This is a genomic window from Aeromonas sp. Y311-2 (assembly GCF_027706025.1).
In the GTDB taxonomy this organism is placed as follows: Bacteria; Pseudomonadota; Gammaproteobacteria; order Enterobacterales; family Aeromonadaceae; genus Aeromonas; species Aeromonas veronii.
Window position 1 is genome coordinate 1 of sequence record NZ_JAPDCL010000023.1, and the last position, 15919, is coordinate 15919.

Sequence of the window (15919 nt, forward strand, 5' to 3'; positions counted from 1 at the left end):
GAAAATCAAAAATTGTTTTTGATGTTCGATGCTGTGAGTGCCCACACAGATTGCTTGATTCAAATTGTTAAAGAGCGTCACGCTTGTCGCGTTGAGGAGGCGCATATTACACCCCTCACTTCGAAAGTCAAGCGGTTGTTTTCGCTTTTCTTTCGGCGCCCGCTTCACAAGGAAGCTGGCTCATCAGGTTGGCGTGTTCCGCCGTGCTGGTAGGGGCGCATTATAGGGAGCAGCGCTGCGATGACAAGACTTTTTTTGAAGAAAATCACGAAAATTTCAAATTATTCAATTAGAAACAGCTTGTTCAGTGTATATATACAATGTTATCCACAATCCGGTTATTTCACTCCCATTTTAGCGTCATTTATGTCGCCTTCAGTGACCTTGGGAATGCCATACTGGAGCCGATAACCTCTCCCGAGTGGTCCATGGTAGCGCCAATCAGGAAAGCTGGTTACCATGGAGGTGAATATAGTGTTGCACCTTTTTTGCTTTCATTTACAAAAGGTCTTTTAAGATGAATTTATCCAAGTTTCCCGTATATATGCAGGCTGCAATCCTTGCTCTGGTATTGGCAGTGGTTGGCTACCTGGTTGCCCAGGCCCTGCAGTTCTCTTTGAAAGCGGAAGTGATTTTTGCAGCAGGTCTGGCCATCGGCGGTTTCGTGGTACCGCTGTTCCTGAAGCGAACCTCGGCTAATGTCGCCGAGTCGATCGCCAATCAGGAGACTTGCACCTTATATGTAGGCAACCTGCCCTATCGCGCCAATGAGATCGCAGTGCGCGAGTTGTTTGCCGAACAGGGCCAGGTCATTTCCGTGCGGTTGATGAAGGACAAGGCAACCGGCAAGCGCAGAGGTTTCGGTTTCGTGGAGATGCCCGCCGCCGATGCCGCCAAGGCGATTGCCGCTTTGAATGACAAAGAGTATCAGCAGCGCACCCTCAAGGTGCGTGAAGCGAATGACAAACGTGATAAAGAGGAAAGAGAAGGTAGCGAAACTGACGCCTAACCGCTCGTCAGTACTTCACCTCTTCCAGTGATGACAGCCCCCATGCTTGCAAGGGGGCTGTCAGTTTTTGGGCCTCCCCATCCAGCCGGGTACAGTAAGCCCTGGCAATTACCTCTTCTATATGTACAGGCTGCACGATGGCATGCCCGCCATTGTTCAGCAACCAGGCCACCCGTTTGGCAACGGCACTGCCCGAGTCAATAAGCTGACATTGCGGCATCAGTTGCCCAATCTCTTCATTGAGTAGCGGGAAGTGAGTGCAACCAAGCACCAGCGTATCCGGCTTTTCTTCCCCCTCCAGCCAATCGGCCAATACCTCGCGCAGTAGCGCCATATTGACCGGCAGGCCCGCCAGCTTGTGTTCGGCTTCTATGACCAGCTCGGTGGTGCCCTTGAGCAGCACCTGCTTGCCGGGAGCAAACTGGGCGATCAGTTCATGGGTATAGTCGCGGCTGACGGTGCCCGGCGTAGCAAGCAGACCGATACAACCGTTGCGAGTCTGTGCAGCGGCGGGCTTGATGGCTGGCACCACCCCCACCACGGGAATATCCAGTGCCTCACGCAGGGCCGGCAGCGCTATGGTGCTGGCAGTGTTGCAGGCAATCACCACCAGATCGATATGATGACGGGCCACCATGGTGGTCACCAATCGGGTGCAGGCAGCAATCAGGGCGGGCTCGCTCAATTCACCATAGGGGAAGTTGGCGTTGTCGAAGCAGTAGAAATAGTTGTGTGCCGGCAGAACGCGGCGGATCTCCCGGTAGATGGTCAGGCCACCCATACCGGAATCAAACACGAGAATATTGGCCACTTGAGCTCCCCTTTGGTGCAAGGCGGCGATCATACTCCCGCCTGCCGCCAATAGAAAAGGCCCTGCCAATGGCAGGGCCTCGGTTTTTCCCATCAAGAGGACGCTATTTACAGGGCGTAATCCATCGTCACGTAGTAAGCGCGCTCATCGGCCGGATAGCCCACCGCGCTTTGATACTCCTTATCCAGCAGGTTGTTGATCTTGCCAGATACCTTGAGCGCCGGGGTTACCTTGTAGCCGACAGCCAGATTCCACACGCTGTAGCCACCCAGTTTGGTGGTGTTGGCCACATCGCCATAGCGCTCACCCTGATAGATCCAGCTCAAAGAACCATCAAACTGCTGCCACTGCGCCTGAGTTACCCACTTGGCCCCTTTGCGGGAGATCAGCTGCAACTGCTTGTCGGTCACCCTGTCTTTGGGATCCTTGTATTCGGCAGAGACCCGATGACTCAACCAGCCGGTATCAAACTCCCCTTCCAGCTCGATCCCTTCGATCCGCGCCTTGCCAACGTTCTGTGGTGTCCACATACCCTGACTGTTGGGTGCCCACTGGATCATCTGTTCGAAGTCGTTGCGATAACCGGTCATGCGCCACTCGACACCCGCGGTTTGACCATCCAGCATCAGCTCACTGCTCTTCGACTCTTCCGGCTTAAGGTTGGGATTGCCAGAACCCGGATAGTAGAGGTCATTAAAGGAGGGGGCACGGAAACCGGTGCCGTAGCGGGCACTCAGGCGGTAATCCTCCACAAAACGCCAGCCTGCGCCGGTCTGCCAGGTGTTGTGGCGGCCAAACTGCTCATTGTCATCGCTACGGCCACTCAGCTCGGCCTGCCAGGTTTGGTTGTCGTACTGGGCAAGGGCATAGAGGCCGGTGTTGTCGCGCTCTTTGGCGTCGGCCGGATACGTGGAGCCGGATGAGCGGGAGCGATCATCCAGTCGATCACTCTGCCAATCGGCCCCGCCTCCCAACGTCCAGCTCTCGTTCAATTTCAAGCTGTTGACCCAGTTCAGGCTGTACTGGCGGGTGTAGGTCCGGGTATTGGCCTGATCGCGGCCACTGTTGTCCTGATAGTCGTACGCATCCTGTTTGGAGAAGGCGCCACGCAACTCACTCAGATAGCGATCATCGTGATAGCGCGACCCCAGCTGATAGCTCTGGTTTTCAGTCCAGGTCTCGTTGCGCTGACGGGTGGCAGGCCCCCAGGCGGAAGCCGCAGAAGAGCGGTCGTACTGGGCGACATTGCGGAACCAGCGGGTTGTACCGAACAGATCCCAATTGCTGCCGAGCGCCTGCTGGTAGTCCAGCATGGCGTTGTAGCCCTGATGCCCGTGACGGTCACCATCGTTGATGCCGGGCAAGGGGTGTACGTTGTAACCCTCTTCATCATCAAAACCGCCAGCCACCTTGAGCTGACCCGCCTCACCTACCTGGCTGGCACTACTGAAAGCGGCCTGACGCTGTTGATGGGAACCAACACCGATATTGAACTTGTGCTGATTTGTCCCCTTGTCGGGACGGGTAATGATGTTGATCACCCCGCCGATGGCATCAGAACCATAAATGGTGGCGCGTGGGCCACGAATGTATTCAATGCGCTCCACCTGATTGATTGGCAGATTGTTCAGTTCGGTCATCCCGGCGGTCAGGGAGGCACTGCGCACCCCATCCACCAGCACCAGCGTCTGGGAAGAGGTGCCACCACGCACCCGCAGCGAGCTGAGCTGGCCTCGGCCGCCATTGCTGACCACTTCCACACCGGGCAGGGTCTTGACCACATCGGTCACGGTCTGGGCTTGCAGGCGATCGATCTCGTCCCGGGTCACCACATTGACCGGGGCAAGCACGCTGGAGGCAGGTTGGGCGACGCGGGTAGCGGTCACCACCATGGTGGGATTGACGGGAATGGTCAGCTGCTGGGCAAACGCCGCCGTCGGCAACAGGGCAGCCGCCAGAAATTTCTTCGACATGAGAGATCCTTAAGTTCGCGTAAGTATCTACTTCGTGGCCGGTTTCTCTCGGCCCGAAATACGAACTCTGGCAGGTCTTCGGGCTCGGGGGCTGATAGCCTACGGCGACGGCTTCCCGCCTGACGGCAGTGCCCTGATGTCGCTTCGTTCCCCCTTACCGCTGCGCGCCAGCTCCGGATTCTCACCGGATTCCCTATTAAGCATGATGCGCCAAAGCGGGAGGATTATAGGCAGAGCAAAGCTGGATGTATAGCCATCCAGATTTCTATTTATTGCCAGCCAGCACCGCCAGCCTCTGTTGGGCCCCCTCCATCACCGCCTGCACCCCGGGATGGGAAAGATGGCGCCCTGCCGAGACCAGATAATAAGAGAGGGTAACGTCGGTGAGGGTCGCAATCCGCTCCACTCCGTAGAGGCGACCAATCTCGTCAGCCATCGCCAGCGGCGCCGGGAAGATCCCCATCCCCGCCTTGCCGAACGACTTCATCAGGGTGGAGTCATCAAACTGCCCCACCAGATGGGGATGAATGCCCTGCTGGCGATACCACTCCAGCAGCCGATCGTGAGTGGCAGACTTCTCTCCGGGGATCAGCAGCGGCAACCCCTCCAGCGATGCGGGAAAGCCATCCCGCGCCCGCGCCGCCAGCTCGGGGCTGGCAAACAGCGCCAGCGGGCTGCGCCCCAGCTCGTGGTTGTAGCCGCGCACGCCGCTGTCGGGAGGGAGCGGGCGATCGATCAGCACCATATCCAGTTTGTGGCGGGCCAGCTCGCTGAACAGCTGCTCGGCCCGCTCCTCGTGGCACACCAGCCGCAGCGGGGTCGCCAGCGCCATGGCGGGGGCCAGCAGCTCGAACGCCAGGGTGCGGGGTACCGAATCGGCGATCCCCACCTGCATGGTCAGCTCCTGACTGGCGTGGCGCAGGGTGTGCTCCAGCTCGGCGCCGAGCGAGAAAATGGCCCCAGCCTGCTCCTGCGCCTGCCGTCCGGCGGCGGTCAGCACCAGACGCCGCCCCACCCGGTTGAACAGCGCCACCCCGAGGGACTGCTCCAGCTCGGCCACCTGACCGCTGATGGTCTGCGGCGTGAGATGCAGCTGTTCGGCGGCCTGCGTCACGCTGCCGCTGCGCGCCACATGCCAGAAGTAGTAGAGCTGTTTGTAGTTGAGCATGCCGTTCCCTATCAGTTTTTACCGAACAACCATCAGCGAGAATCTGATTTTATCGAAACATTGCGGGCTCTAGCATGCAACCATTATCTGAACTGCCCTGCGAACCATCATGCTGGACGTTGTTGTACTCTTCTTTCTGTTTGGTCTGCTGGCCGGTCTGGTGCGCTCCGAGCTCAAACTGCCTCCTGCCCTCTACGACACCCTCTCTCTCTTTCTGCTGCTGGCCATCGGCCTCAAGGGCGGCGTCGGTTTGGCCCAGCAATCCCTGCAACCTCTGCTGCCACAACTGGCGCTGGTGATCCTGCTCGGCGTGGTGCAGACCCTGCTCGGCTTTGCCGTGCTGCGCCTCAAGATGAACCGGGTCGATGCCGCCGCCACCGCCGCCCACTACGGCTCGGTCAGCGTCGCTACCTTCGCGGTCGGAGTGAACTGGCTCACCGAACGGGGCATCAGCTTTGAATCCCAGCTCTCCATCTTCCTGGCGGTGATGGAGATCCCCGCCATTCTGGTGGGCATAGTGCTGGCCCGCGGCATCAGCCGCGAGACCCGCTGGCGCATGCTGGCCCACGAGACCTTCCTCGGCAAAGGGGTGACCCTGCTGCTGGGCGGCATGGCCATCGGCTATCTGGCCGGGCCGGACGGAATTGCCCCGCTCAAACCGCTGTTTGTCGACCTGTTCAAGGGGGCGCTGGCGCTGTTCCTGCTGGAGATGGGCCTGATCGTCGCCCGTCAGTGTCAGGATCTGCGCCGCCACGGCCTGTTCCTGCTCGGCTTCGCCCTGTTGATGCCGCTCGCTTCAGCGGGACTGGGGCTGGCGGCTGGCCAGCTGATGGGCCTCTCCCTCGGCGGCCTGACCCTGCTGGCCACCCTGGCGGCGAGCGCCTCCTATATTGCCGTGCCGGCCACCATGCGCATCGCCGTGCCTCAGGCCAACCCGGGGCTGTCCCTCAGCGCCGTGCTGGGGGTCACCTTCCCGTTCAACATCATGTTGGGGATCCCGCTCTACCACAGCTGGGCCCGCCACTTCACGGAGTAGCCACATGCAGACCGAGACCCGCACCCTGCTGACCATCATCACCGAAGCCAATCTGGAGCCTACCCTGCTGCGCACCCTCACCCGCGAGGGGCTGCGCGGCTACACCATCACAGATGCCCGCGGCCGGGGGGATCATGGCGAACGCAACGCCAGCTGGAGCGAGAGCGGCAACATCCGGCTGGAGGCGATCTGCAGTCGGGAGCAGGCGGAGCGGCTGCTGGCCCACCTGCAGAGTCGCTACTACCCCGACTACGCCATGATCGCCTTTCTGCAACCGGTCGAAATCGTGCGCCCCGAGAAATTCTGAGCCGGCTTGCCGGCTCTTTTTGTTCACTAAAAGCAAACGTTTAACATCAAGGATTCAGAGAAAATGAACACACATCCCCTGATCGGCCTGGTAATGGGCTCCGACTCCGACTGGCCAGTGCTGCAGGCTGCCGCCCGCATCCTCAAGGAGCACGGCGTGCCTTACGAGGCGCAGGTAGTCTCGGCCCATCGCACCCCGGATCTGCTGTTCGAGTATGCCGCCACTGCCCGCGAGCGCGGCCTGCGCGCCATCATCGCCGGGGCCGGTGGCGCTGCCCATCTGCCGGGCATGGTCGCCGCCAAGACCACTCTTCCGGTGCTGGGGGTGCCCATCCCCTCCCGTCATCTCAAGGGGATGGACTCCCTGCTCTCCATCGTGCAGATGCCCAAGGGGGTGCCGGTCGCCACCTTCGCCATCGGCGAGGCGGGGGCTGCCAACGCCGCCCTGTTCGCGGTCTCCCTGCTCTCGGTCCCCCGGGATGACGACGCCCCCCGTTACCGGCAGCAGCTCGACGACTTCCGCACCCACGAGCGCGACCGGGTGCTTGCCCTCACGCTGGAGGAGCCGACATGATCCTGCCACCCGCAACCCTCGGCATGCTGGGGGGCGGCCAGCTTGGCCGCTACTTCGTGATGGCCGCCCACCGCCTCGGCTACAAGGTGGTGGTGCTGGATCCCGATCCGGCCAGCATCGCCGGTGCCGCCGCAGATCACCATATTGTCGCCCCCTATGACGACCAGACCACCCTGTACGAGCTGGCCAGCCGCTGCGAGGCCATCAGCTGCGAATTCGAGAACGTGCCCGCCGCCACCCTCGCCCTGCTCGAAAAACAAAAGCCGGTGCGCCCGGCCGCCAGCGCGGTGCGGGTCTGTCAGGATCGCTGCGAGGAGAAAGCCTTGCTGCGCAGGGCCAACATCCCGGTTGCCCCCTATCTGGCGCTACTGCCGGAAGCGCCCATCCCCGCACAGGCCAGCGAACTCTTGCCCGCCATTCTCAAAACGGCCCGCGAAGGGTACGACGGCAAGGGGCAGTGGCAAGTGAGCGACCTGGATGAGCTGGCGACGGCACTGGCAGCCAGTGGCGTGCCCTGCGTGCTGGAACAACGGCTGGCACTGGAGGGGGAATTCGCCCTGACCCTGGCCCGCAGTCCGAGCGGCGCCATCAGCGCCCAGCCACTGGTGCAGAACTGGCACAGCGGCGGCATCCTCGATCAGACCAGCTCCCCGGCCAATGTGCCGGCGCTGGAGAGCGAAGCCAAAGCAATAGCCGAGCGGCTGATCGCGACCCTCGATTACGTCGGGGTGCTGACGGTGGAGTTCTTCTTGGTGGAGGGGAGGCTATTGGTCAACGAGCTGGCGCCCCGTCCCCACAACTCGGGTCACCCCAGCCTCGACAACGCTGCATGCAGCCAGTTCGAGTTGCAGGTGCGGGCCTTGTGCGATCTGCCGCTGCCGGAGCAGATCGCCGTGCGCCCCGCCCTGTTAATCAACCTGCTGGGGGATCTCTGGCAAAACGGCACGCCAGACTGGGCCGCCCTGCTGGCGCTGCCCGGCCTGCATCTGCACCTCTACGGCAAGGGCGAACCCCGCCCCGGCCGCAAGATGGGCCATATCACGGTAACCGGTGACGACTGGTCAACGGTGGAGGAAACCTGCTGCAAGGCCCGCCAGCTGCTGGGGCTAGCGCCGCGCTGATCGACCATCGGAAATGCAAAGACCCGGGCATGGCCCGGGTCTCTGTTTTTGCTTGCTATGGCAGGGAGACTTATCAGGCCCGCTCCACCGCTACCGGTGCCGGCAGGCGAATGGTGAGGGAGAGCACCAGCGCCACCACCAGCAATACCAGGATCAGGTGGAAGGTCGCCATAAAGCCGCCAAACAGGGAGGCCACAATAGAGCCGATGATGCTGCCTAGACCAAAGCCCAGATAGATGACGCCGTAGTTCTTGGTCAGGTTGTTGAGACCGAAGAAGTCGCTCACCAGCGAGGGGTAGACGGTGATGGTGCCGCCGAAGCTGAACGCCACACAGGCGACCGCCACAAAGAACAGGTTGGCATTGAGCGGTACAAACAGCAGCAGCGCCATGCCCGCCAGGGTAATCAGCTGGGCGATGGTGATGACCCGGATGCGGGACATCTTGTCGGAGAGGATCCCCAGCACCAGACGGCCACCCAGGTTGGCCATGGCGATGATGGCGACGGCATTGGCAGCCACCACTGCAGGCAGACCCACCATCTTCTCGCCGATATCCTTGGCCACGCCGATGACGTAGAGGCCGCTCATGCAGGCGGTGAGGAACATCAGCGCCAGCATCCAGTACTGCGGCTTGCGCATCGCCTCGGCCAGAGTGAAGTCACGGCTTTCGCTCTGCTGCACGGAAGCGGCCTGCTTGGGCGCATCCTTCATCAGCATGCCGCCCACCAGCACCATGGACATGGCGATCAGCCCCCACAGCTGGAAGGTGGTCTCAAGGCCGGAGCTGGAGAGCAGCAGCAGGTTGATATATTTGAAACCGAGACTGCCGAGACCATAGGCACCGATGGAGCAGGCGGAGATGAGCCCCTTGCGCTCCGGGAACCACTTCACGCAGTTGGAGAGGGTCATCAGGTAGCCGGTACCGTCGGCAAAACCGACCAGAATGCCCGCGCAGAGGTAGAGCATCGCCAGATTGCTGGCGTGGGCGGTGAGGAAGAAACCGATGCCGAGCAGCACGCCAGCGCCCAGGGTCACGTTACGCACCCCGAACCGCTCCTGCAGCTTGCCCGCCATGGAGGAGGCGACCGCCAGCGAGAGGCTGAGCAGGCCGAAGGCGAAAGCGACCTGACTCACCGGCTCGTCCAGCTTGTCGGAGAGCTGGGCGTTGAACAGGCTCCAGGTATAGACAGAACCCAGTGCAAACTGGGTGATGATGGTACCGATCAGTGTCAGGTACCGGGTGCGGTTCATCTCTTTGGTCATGATGCGTCTCGGTCGATGGCCTTAAGGAAATTGAGGCCACTATAGGCAAGACGCAGCTCGCGCCGATCGATTAAGGCATGAAATGCAGATCGGCGGGAATGAATGACAATCAGAGCCGCATCAGCTGACGGAATGCCTTGATGTTGCTGCGACTGACCGGCACCTCGAACGGCAGATCATGGAGCCGGATGAGATAGGTGCTGTTAAACCAGGGGACAATTTCGCGGATCTTGTTGATGTTGACGCAGTAGGAGCGGTGGCAGCGAAAGAACCCCTCGGCAGGCAGGCGGCTGACAAACTCGCTGATGGTCATGGTCATCACGTAGCGATCATCGCGGGTGTAGACATAAGTGAGCTTCTCGTCGGCTTCCGCGTAGTAGATCTGCTCGCAGGGGGTGACGATGATGCGCTCCCCCTTCACCAGATTGACGGTGCGATTGTGCGGGCTGCTCCCCTCACCGCTCGCCTCCCCCGTGGAGGCTGGCTGCGACTTGCCCGCATGCTCGAGCTTTTGCAGCAGATTGATGAGGCGCGGCTCGTTGTAGGGTTTGAGGATGTAGTCGAACGCCTCCAGCTCGAACGCCTCCACCGCAAACTCCTTGTAGGCGGTGACGAAGACGATGTGGGGCGGATGGCTCGACTTGTGCAGGTTCTTGGCCAGCAGCAGGCCGTCGATGGAGGGGATCTGGATATCCAGAAACACCACGTCCACCTCGTGATCCTGCAGGTATTTGAACGCCTCCAGCCCATCTTCGAAGCTCGCCACTATCTCGATCTGGCTGTGCTGATTCACCAGATAGATCAGCTCCTCGCGGGCCAGATACTCATCTTCGACAATAATGGCGTTCAGCATGACAACACCTCTCGCGGCACACACTTATCCTCAACCATGATGGCACTCAGCATGGCATCGACTCCTGATCCGGCAGATAGAAACTCACCTCGGTACCCGGCTCCAGCCGCTTGAGGTGCAGGCCGTCGCCATAGAGCAGCTTGACCCGCTGATGCACGTTCATCAGGCCGATGCTGCGGCTCTCCACCCGCCCGGCAGCCACCCCGTCGATCACCGCCTGACTGATGCCGTAACCGGTGTCCCGCACCGATACCCGGATGCCACCCGCCAGCTGTTTTACCTCGATGGTGACCCGGCCCGGCGCGCTGCGGGGCTGGATGCCGTGCAGGATGGCGTTTTCCACCAGCGGCTGCAACAGCAGGCTCGGCACCTGAATGTGCACGTCGTCCACCTCGAACACCACCTCCAGCTTGTCGCCGAAGCGGGCCTGCTCGATGGCCACGTAATCGCGCACCTGCTGCAGCTCCTCCTGAATGTCGATCAGTTCATCCCCCTTGTTGAGGTTGTAGCGCAGGTAATCCGCCAGATTGGCAATGAGCTGGCGCGCCTGCTGGGGGCGAATGCGGATCAAGGATGAGATGGCGTTGAGGGCGTTGAACAGGAAGTGCGGATTGATCTTGCTCTGCAGGGCGGTGAACTCCGCCTTGCGGGTCATCTCCTTGAGTTGCTCGATGCGCGACACCTCCATCTGGGTGGAGATGAGCTGGGAGAGGCCCACCGCCATCTCCCGCAGGGAGCTGGTGATGCTGTGGGTACGACGGTAGTAGATCTTGAGGGTGCCGCTCACCGCGCCGTTTTCCCGCAGCGGAATAATGATGACCGAGTGGAAATCGGAGAGGTGATACTGGCGCAAATCGTTGTTGATGATGATCTGGTCGAGCAGCACCGCCTGCTGGGTCATGCCGCTGATGGCGTGGTGCTCATCCAGCTCGTAATAGTCCTTGCCCACCCCGACATAAGCCAGCACGTCACGGGTGTCGGTAATGGCCACCGCGTCGGCACTGATCTCGCTGCGAATGATGGCGCAGACCTGACTCAGGGAGTGGCGGTCGATGTTCTGGAAGAAGGGCAGCGTCTTGTTGGCGATATCCAGCGCCAGCTTGGCCTGCTTGGCGGCAATCAGCTCCTTCTCGTCATCCAGATCCTGCACCAGCTTGATGATGAGACCGATGCAGAGCGCCCCGGCGATCATCGGATAGGCGATATGGTTAACGATCTCCACCCCGACTTCGTGGGGCTCGGTCAGCAGCCAGATCAGCAGCATGGTCAGCCCTTCGCAGAGCATCCCCGCCAGAATGCCGTAGAGCCAGAGCCGCGACTTGCGGCAGCGCAGGTGCAGCCAGGTGGCGAGCAGGCCGGCGATGATGCTGGCGATAAGGCAAGGGATGGAAGTGTGACCATCCATGTCGATGAGATAGCGGTGCAGGCCGGAGATGACCCCGGCCGGAATGCCGACCCAGGGGCCGAACAGAATGCCGCCGGAGATAATGGCAATGATCCGCACATTGATCAGCGCCCCCTCTACCGGAATGCCGGTGTAGGTACTGAACACCGCAAACAGGCCAAAGATGGAGGCCACCAGCACCAGCTCTGCGGGGGTGTGATCCCGCTTCTGGAACAGCCGCTGGAACGGCCGGGTGCGGGTCAGGAAGAAGAGGGTCATCAGCATCAGCGCCGCCCGTTCGAACACCGCCAACAACATCATCTGATTCTCAAGCATCTGCGCCCCCTTGCGGCAACCCGACCGATCACCCTAACCCTGACCAATAAATCGGGGCCGGATAAACCAGCCCCTGTGACATCAACAGTACTGACCGGCCACCCAACCGGAAGACCAGGCCCACTGGAAGTTGTAGCCACCGAGCCAGCCGGTCACGTCCACCACTTCACCGATGAAGTAGAGGCCGGGCACCTTGCGCGCCTCCATGGTCTTGGAGGAGAGCTCGTTGGTATCGACGCCGCCCAGGGTCACTTCGGCGGTGCGATACCCCTCGGTGCCGTTGGGCAGGATCTGCCAGTCACCCAGCAGGTTGGCGATCGCCTCAAGTTCCCGCTCGTTGTACTGGCGCATCGGCTTGCTGACCAGCTGACCCAGCTCCACCAGCTTGTCGACGAAGCGCTTTGGCAGCTCGCGCCCCAGCACGGTTTTCAGCTCCTGCGCCGGGTGAGCCTGCGCCCACTCACGCAGGGCGGCCGGAATATCCAGCTCCGGCAGCAGGTTGATGTGGATCTTCTCACCCGCATGCCAGTAGGAGGAGATCTGCAGGATGACGGGGCCGGAGAGGCCGCGATGGGTGAACAGCATCGCCTCCTTGAAGCGGGTACCATCCTCGGCGGTCACCGCCACCGGCAGGCTGATGCCCGCCAGATCGGCGAACGCCTCTTTCTCGGCCTGATGGAGGGTAAAGGGCACCAGTCCGGCGCGGGTCGGCAGCACCTTGAGGCCGAACTGCTCCGCCAGCTTGAAGCCATAAGGGGTCGCCCCCAGCTTGGGCATGGAGAGACCGCCGGTCGCCACCACCAGCGAGTGACAGCCGATCTCCCCCTTGCTGGTCGTCAACACAAACCCTTCGTCCTGTTTGCTGACGGTGAGAATTTCGGTCTGGAACTGCAGGGTCACCCCGGCCCAGTCACACTCGGTGAGCAACACATCGACGATATCCTTGGCACTCTCGAGACAAAACAGCTGCCCCAGGGTGCGCTCGTGATAGTTGACCCCGTGGCGGTCCACCAGATCGATAAAGTCCTGCTGGGTGTAGCGGGCCAGCGCCGACTTGCTGAAGTGGGGATTCTCCGACAGGTAGGCGTGAGCACCCGCCTGATGGTTGGTGAAGTTGCAGCGGCCACCGCCACTGATGAGGATCTTGCGGCCCGGCTTCTTGGCGTTGTCGAGCACCAGCACGGAGCGGCCACGGTAGCCCGCCTGCGCCGCACACATCAATCCGGCCGCACCGGCCCCGATCACCACCACATCGACCTGCTTCATCATCACTCACTTATCAAAATAGAAACGGCACCTGGCCAGAACCGAGATTACCTCTGACGGAACACAACCATAGTGGCTGCCCACCAGAATAAATAACGGCCCTTAAAAGGGCCGTTATTGTACTGGCTGAACACTAAGTGTCCACGACTATCAGGCGTTGCTGTCCATGATGCTGGCCGGGGCGCCTTTGGCCAGTTCGGCCAGCTCCTTGTCGATGAAGTAGAGGCCTTTGCCATCTTCACCCACCAGACCCAGACGGTCCACGATGCTCTTGAACAGCTTCTCCTCTTCATGCTGCTCGGCCACATACCACTGCAGGAAGTTGAAAGTGGAGTAGTCCTGAGTGGTGAAGGCTACGTGGGCCAAACCATTGATACACTTGGTGATGTGGTACTCGTGCTCCAGGGTGGTACGGAACACGTCGCCCAGCGACTTGAACTCGTGGGGAGGGGCATCGATGGCACCCAGCTTGGGCATGGCGCCGGTCTCGCTCACATAGGTGAACAGACGCTCCATATGCTGGCGCTCCTCGACCGCGTGCTGACGCAGGAAGGTCGCCGCCCCTTCAAAGCCCTTGTCTTCGCACCAGGCGCTCATCTGCAGATAGAGATTGGAGGAGTAGAACTCCAGGTTAATCTGCTCGTTCAACTTCTCGATCATGGCTTGGGCCAGCATCTTGTTTCTCCTCAGTGATTTGGTATCGATTGTCGCCACACTCCCGCCGCGAATCAACCCGCCAACGAGAGGGAGATCCCGTTTCTTTCAGCTCAGGGGGTCAGCTCCCCAAGGGAGGCGACATCCACCGGCGCAGCATAATCGACGCCCGGCAGCTCGAAGCCGTTGAGCTGCATGAAATCCTGCCGCAGCCCGGCAAAGTCCCCCAGCCCGTGGAAATTCTCCGGCGTCACCTTGGGCCAGAGCGCCGAAACGGCGGCCTGAATGGCCGGGTCCAGCTCGTGCTCATCCATCCGGATCAGCCGGTTGCCATCGGCCACCACCCCATTGGCCCCGTACATCTTGGCGGCAAACAGCCGCTGCATCTGCTCGATACAGCCCTCGTGTACACCGCGCTCCTTCATCACCCCCATCAGCAGGCCCAGATAAACCGGCAACACCGGAATATAGGCGCTCGCCTTGGTCACCAGCGCCTTGCAGACCGATACCCAGGCGTGGCCGCCAATCTCGGCCAGCTGCAGGTTGATGGTCTCGGCGGTGGCATGCAGATGCTCCTTGGCATAACCGATGGTGCCATCCCGATAGAGGGGATAGGTGGATTCGGGGCCGATGTAGGAGTAGGCGACGGTCTGCGCGCCGGGAGCGAGACAATCGGCCTGCTGCAACGCCTGCATCCAGAGCTGCCAATCCTCGCCCCCCATCACGGTGACGGTGTCGCGGATCTCCTCCGGCGTGGCAGGTGCCAGCGACTGCTGCACCAGGGTATCGCGCTCCAGATCCAGCCCCCAGCCGCTGAACGGCTGGCCGGTAGTCTTGAGCACCGAACGCACCTGCGTGCCATCTGGCAGCACCCGGATACCGCTCGCCAGCGAATAGATCACCAGATCCACCTGCCCCAGCTGCTGGCGGATGGTGTCGATGGCCTGATGGCGCATGCCGTCGGAGAAGGCATCACCGATCAGGTTGATGGCGATACGCCCCTCCTGCTCCGCCTCCTTGCGAAACCAGATGTTGTTGTACCAACCGGCGCTGCCCAATCCTTTGTCGGAAGGGCCACGCTCGAAGGAGATGCCGATGGTGTCGGCACCAGCCCCGAAGGCGAGCGCAATGCGCGACGCCAGCCCAAACCCGGAGGAGGCACCCAGCACCAGCACCCGCTTGGGGCCGTTGAACGGGCCCGCTGTCTTGATGCGTTCAATCTGCTGCTGCACGGCGGCGCGGCAGCCGATGGGGTGACAGTTGCGGGCAACACAACCTTGAATATGGGGATGAATGATCATGGGAAGGCCTCCAAAGAAACTGGCTACAGCATAACCAAATCGAAGGAGATTAACTTGATGCCGGATCGCTATCAGTCAGAAAAGCAGCGGGAAATGAGGCGGATAAACAAAAGGGAGCACGTGGCTCCCCAAAGCGGTATTCAGATGCTTTTTGTTGTTTTGTGTTCATTGCGAAGCACGGGCCCATCCTATGCCTCTCCCCCCAGATCGGCAAGCCGAGGGGTGTGACCGGCGTCAAACTCCTGTTTAATTTATAGGCAAATAGTGGTTAATAACTGAGTGGCTGACCCTGTGTCACACGTCATTAAACTCATTTAAATCCCAAAACTGTGCCTGAGGCACCATTTTAGTTTCAGCAGAGATTGGTATAGTGGGCTGAAGGATCGGTAAGGAGAACCCCCATGAGTGGAACAACCTATTACAAGCATATTCTGGCTGCGATCGACCTCTCTGAAGACAACCGCAAGGTGATAGACAAGGCGGTGGACAGAGCCCGCTCCAACGGCGCCAAGCTGTCGGTTATCCATGTCGATGTGGACCTCAAGGATCTCTACACCGAGATGATCGATATCGACATCGACAACGTGCAGGATCAGGTGATCGCCGAAGCGAAAGAGAAGCTGGAGGCATTTCTGGCCTCGGTGGACTGTCCCATCGAGAAGAAGCTGGTGATCTGCGGCGATCTGAGCGAGCGGGTCAATCAGGCAGTCAAGGAGTACGAGATCGACCTGCTGGTGTGCGGCCATCGCCAGAGCTTCTGGAGCCTGCTCACCTCCAGCGCCCGTCAGCTGATGAATACGGTGCCCTGCGATCTGCTGGTCGTCCCCTTGCAGAAGTAATGAAACCGGCGTAGTTTGATTTGC

The 15919-nt window shown here is 60.7% G+C and carries 16 protein-coding genes and 1 riboswitch; of the genes, 7 read left to right on the top strand and 9 right to left on the bottom strand.

Going from position 1 to position 15919, the window contains the following annotated elements:
• Together OKC42_RS18180 and OKC42_RS18185 are read left to right on the top strand one after the other, a co-directional pair.
• The coding region (locus tag OKC42_RS18180) for a hypothetical protein (RefSeq protein WP_270820521.1) at positions 1 to 213 on the top strand (213 nt) is incomplete at its 5' end.
• 304 nt (positions 214 to 517) lie between these two features.
• Entirely contained in the window at positions 518 to 1009 is a 492-nt protein-coding gene (locus OKC42_RS18185; protein ID WP_064334977.1) for an RNA recognition motif domain-containing protein, read from the top strand.
• Positions 1010 to 1016: 7 nt separating this feature from the next.
• Here the strand turns inward: OKC42_RS18185 and murI are convergent, their stop codons facing one another.
• The 3 genes from murI to nhaR form a co-directional block, all read right to left on the bottom strand.
• A complete protein-coding gene (murI, locus tag OKC42_RS18190) occupies positions 1017 to 1820 on the bottom strand; it encodes a glutamate racemase (RefSeq protein ID WP_270820523.1) in 804 nt (267 codons plus the stop codon).
• A gap of 107 nt (positions 1821 to 1927) precedes the next feature.
• Positions 1928 to 3793, bottom strand: coding sequence for a TonB-dependent receptor domain-containing protein (locus tag OKC42_RS18195; protein ID WP_270820524.1), 1866 nt, complete (start codon positions 3791 to 3793; stop codon positions 1928 to 1930).
• Between the two features lie 52 nt (positions 3794 to 3845).
• Positions 3846 to 4023, bottom strand: a riboswitch (cobalamin riboswitch).
• 35 nt (positions 4024 to 4058) lie between these two features.
• Positions 4059 to 4961 carry a transcriptional activator NhaR gene (gene nhaR, locus OKC42_RS18200; RefSeq protein ID WP_005355696.1) on the bottom strand — a complete coding sequence of 301 codons (903 nt, stop codon included), beginning with the start codon at positions 4959 to 4961 and terminating at the stop codon, positions 4059 to 4061.
• Between the two features lie 109 nt (positions 4962 to 5070).
• On the opposite strand from nhaR, the gene OKC42_RS18205 reads away from it, so the two are divergent.
• From OKC42_RS18205 to OKC42_RS18220, 4 genes are all read left to right on the top strand, one after another.
• Positions 5071 to 5997 (top strand): sodium-dependent bicarbonate transport family permease, encoded by a 927-nt coding sequence (locus tag OKC42_RS18205; protein WP_005342109.1) that lies wholly within the window; start codon positions 5071 to 5073, stop codon positions 5995 to 5997.
• Positions 5998 to 6001: 4 nt separating this feature from the next.
• The gene (locus tag OKC42_RS18210; RefSeq protein ID WP_033138869.1) at positions 6002 to 6304 is read left to right on the top strand and encodes a P-II family nitrogen regulator; all 303 of its coding nucleotides are present in this window, start codon (positions 6002 to 6004) and stop codon (positions 6302 to 6304) included.
• A 63-nt stretch (positions 6305 to 6367) separates the two neighbouring features.
• Positions 6368 to 6877: a 5-(carboxyamino)imidazole ribonucleotide mutase gene (purE, locus tag OKC42_RS18215; RefSeq protein WP_270820527.1), complete on the top strand. Its 510-nt coding sequence runs from the start codon at positions 6368 to 6370 to the stop codon at positions 6875 to 6877.
• Complete coding sequence (locus tag OKC42_RS18220) at positions 6874 to 7998, top strand: 5-(carboxyamino)imidazole ribonucleotide synthase (RefSeq protein ID WP_270820529.1); 1125 nt, start codon at positions 6874 to 6876, stop codon at positions 7996 to 7998. Before purE ends, OKC42_RS18220 begins: the two co-directional genes overlap by 4 nt.
• A gap of 73 nt (positions 7999 to 8071) precedes the next feature.
• Here OKC42_RS18220 and OKC42_RS18225 read toward each other — a convergent pair whose 3' ends face one another.
• The 6 genes from OKC42_RS18225 to fabV all read right to left on the bottom strand — a co-directional run bounded on the left by OKC42_RS18225 (position 8072) and on the right by fabV (position 15056).
• Positions 8072 to 9262, bottom strand: coding sequence for an L-lactate MFS transporter (locus OKC42_RS18225; protein ID WP_040069602.1), 1191 nt, complete (start codon positions 9260 to 9262; stop codon positions 8072 to 8074).
• Between the two features lie 109 nt (positions 9263 to 9371).
• Entirely contained in the window at positions 9372 to 10115 is a 744-nt protein-coding gene (locus OKC42_RS18230) for a LytR/AlgR family response regulator transcription factor (RefSeq protein WP_270820530.1), read from the bottom strand.
• A 46-nt stretch (positions 10116 to 10161) separates the two neighbouring features.
• A complete protein-coding gene (locus OKC42_RS18235; protein WP_270820531.1) occupies positions 10162 to 11835 on the bottom strand; it encodes a sensor histidine kinase in 1674 nt (557 codons plus the stop codon).
• 81 nt (positions 11836 to 11916) lie between these two features.
• Positions 11917 to 13101 carry an NAD(P)/FAD-dependent oxidoreductase gene (locus OKC42_RS18240; RefSeq protein ID WP_080764968.1) on the bottom strand — a complete coding sequence of 395 codons (1185 nt, stop codon included), beginning with the start codon at positions 13099 to 13101 and terminating at the stop codon, positions 11917 to 11919.
• 150 nt (positions 13102 to 13251) lie between these two features.
• The gene (gene ftnA, locus OKC42_RS18245) at positions 13252 to 13776 is read right to left on the bottom strand and encodes a non-heme ferritin (protein ID WP_005339225.1); all 525 of its coding nucleotides are present in this window, start codon (positions 13774 to 13776) and stop codon (positions 13252 to 13254) included.
• A gap of 92 nt (positions 13777 to 13868) precedes the next feature.
• Entirely contained in the window at positions 13869 to 15056 is a 1188-nt protein-coding gene (fabV, locus tag OKC42_RS18250) for an enoyl-ACP reductase FabV (protein WP_270820532.1), read from the bottom strand.
• Between the two features lie 401 nt (positions 15057 to 15457).
• Here fabV and OKC42_RS18255 point away from each other — a divergent pair, with 401 nt between their 5' ends.
• The gene (locus tag OKC42_RS18255; RefSeq protein ID WP_270820533.1) at positions 15458 to 15895 is read left to right on the top strand and encodes a universal stress protein; all 438 of its coding nucleotides are present in this window, start codon (positions 15458 to 15460) and stop codon (positions 15893 to 15895) included.
• The last annotated feature ends 24 nt before the right edge of the window (positions 15896 to 15919 follow it).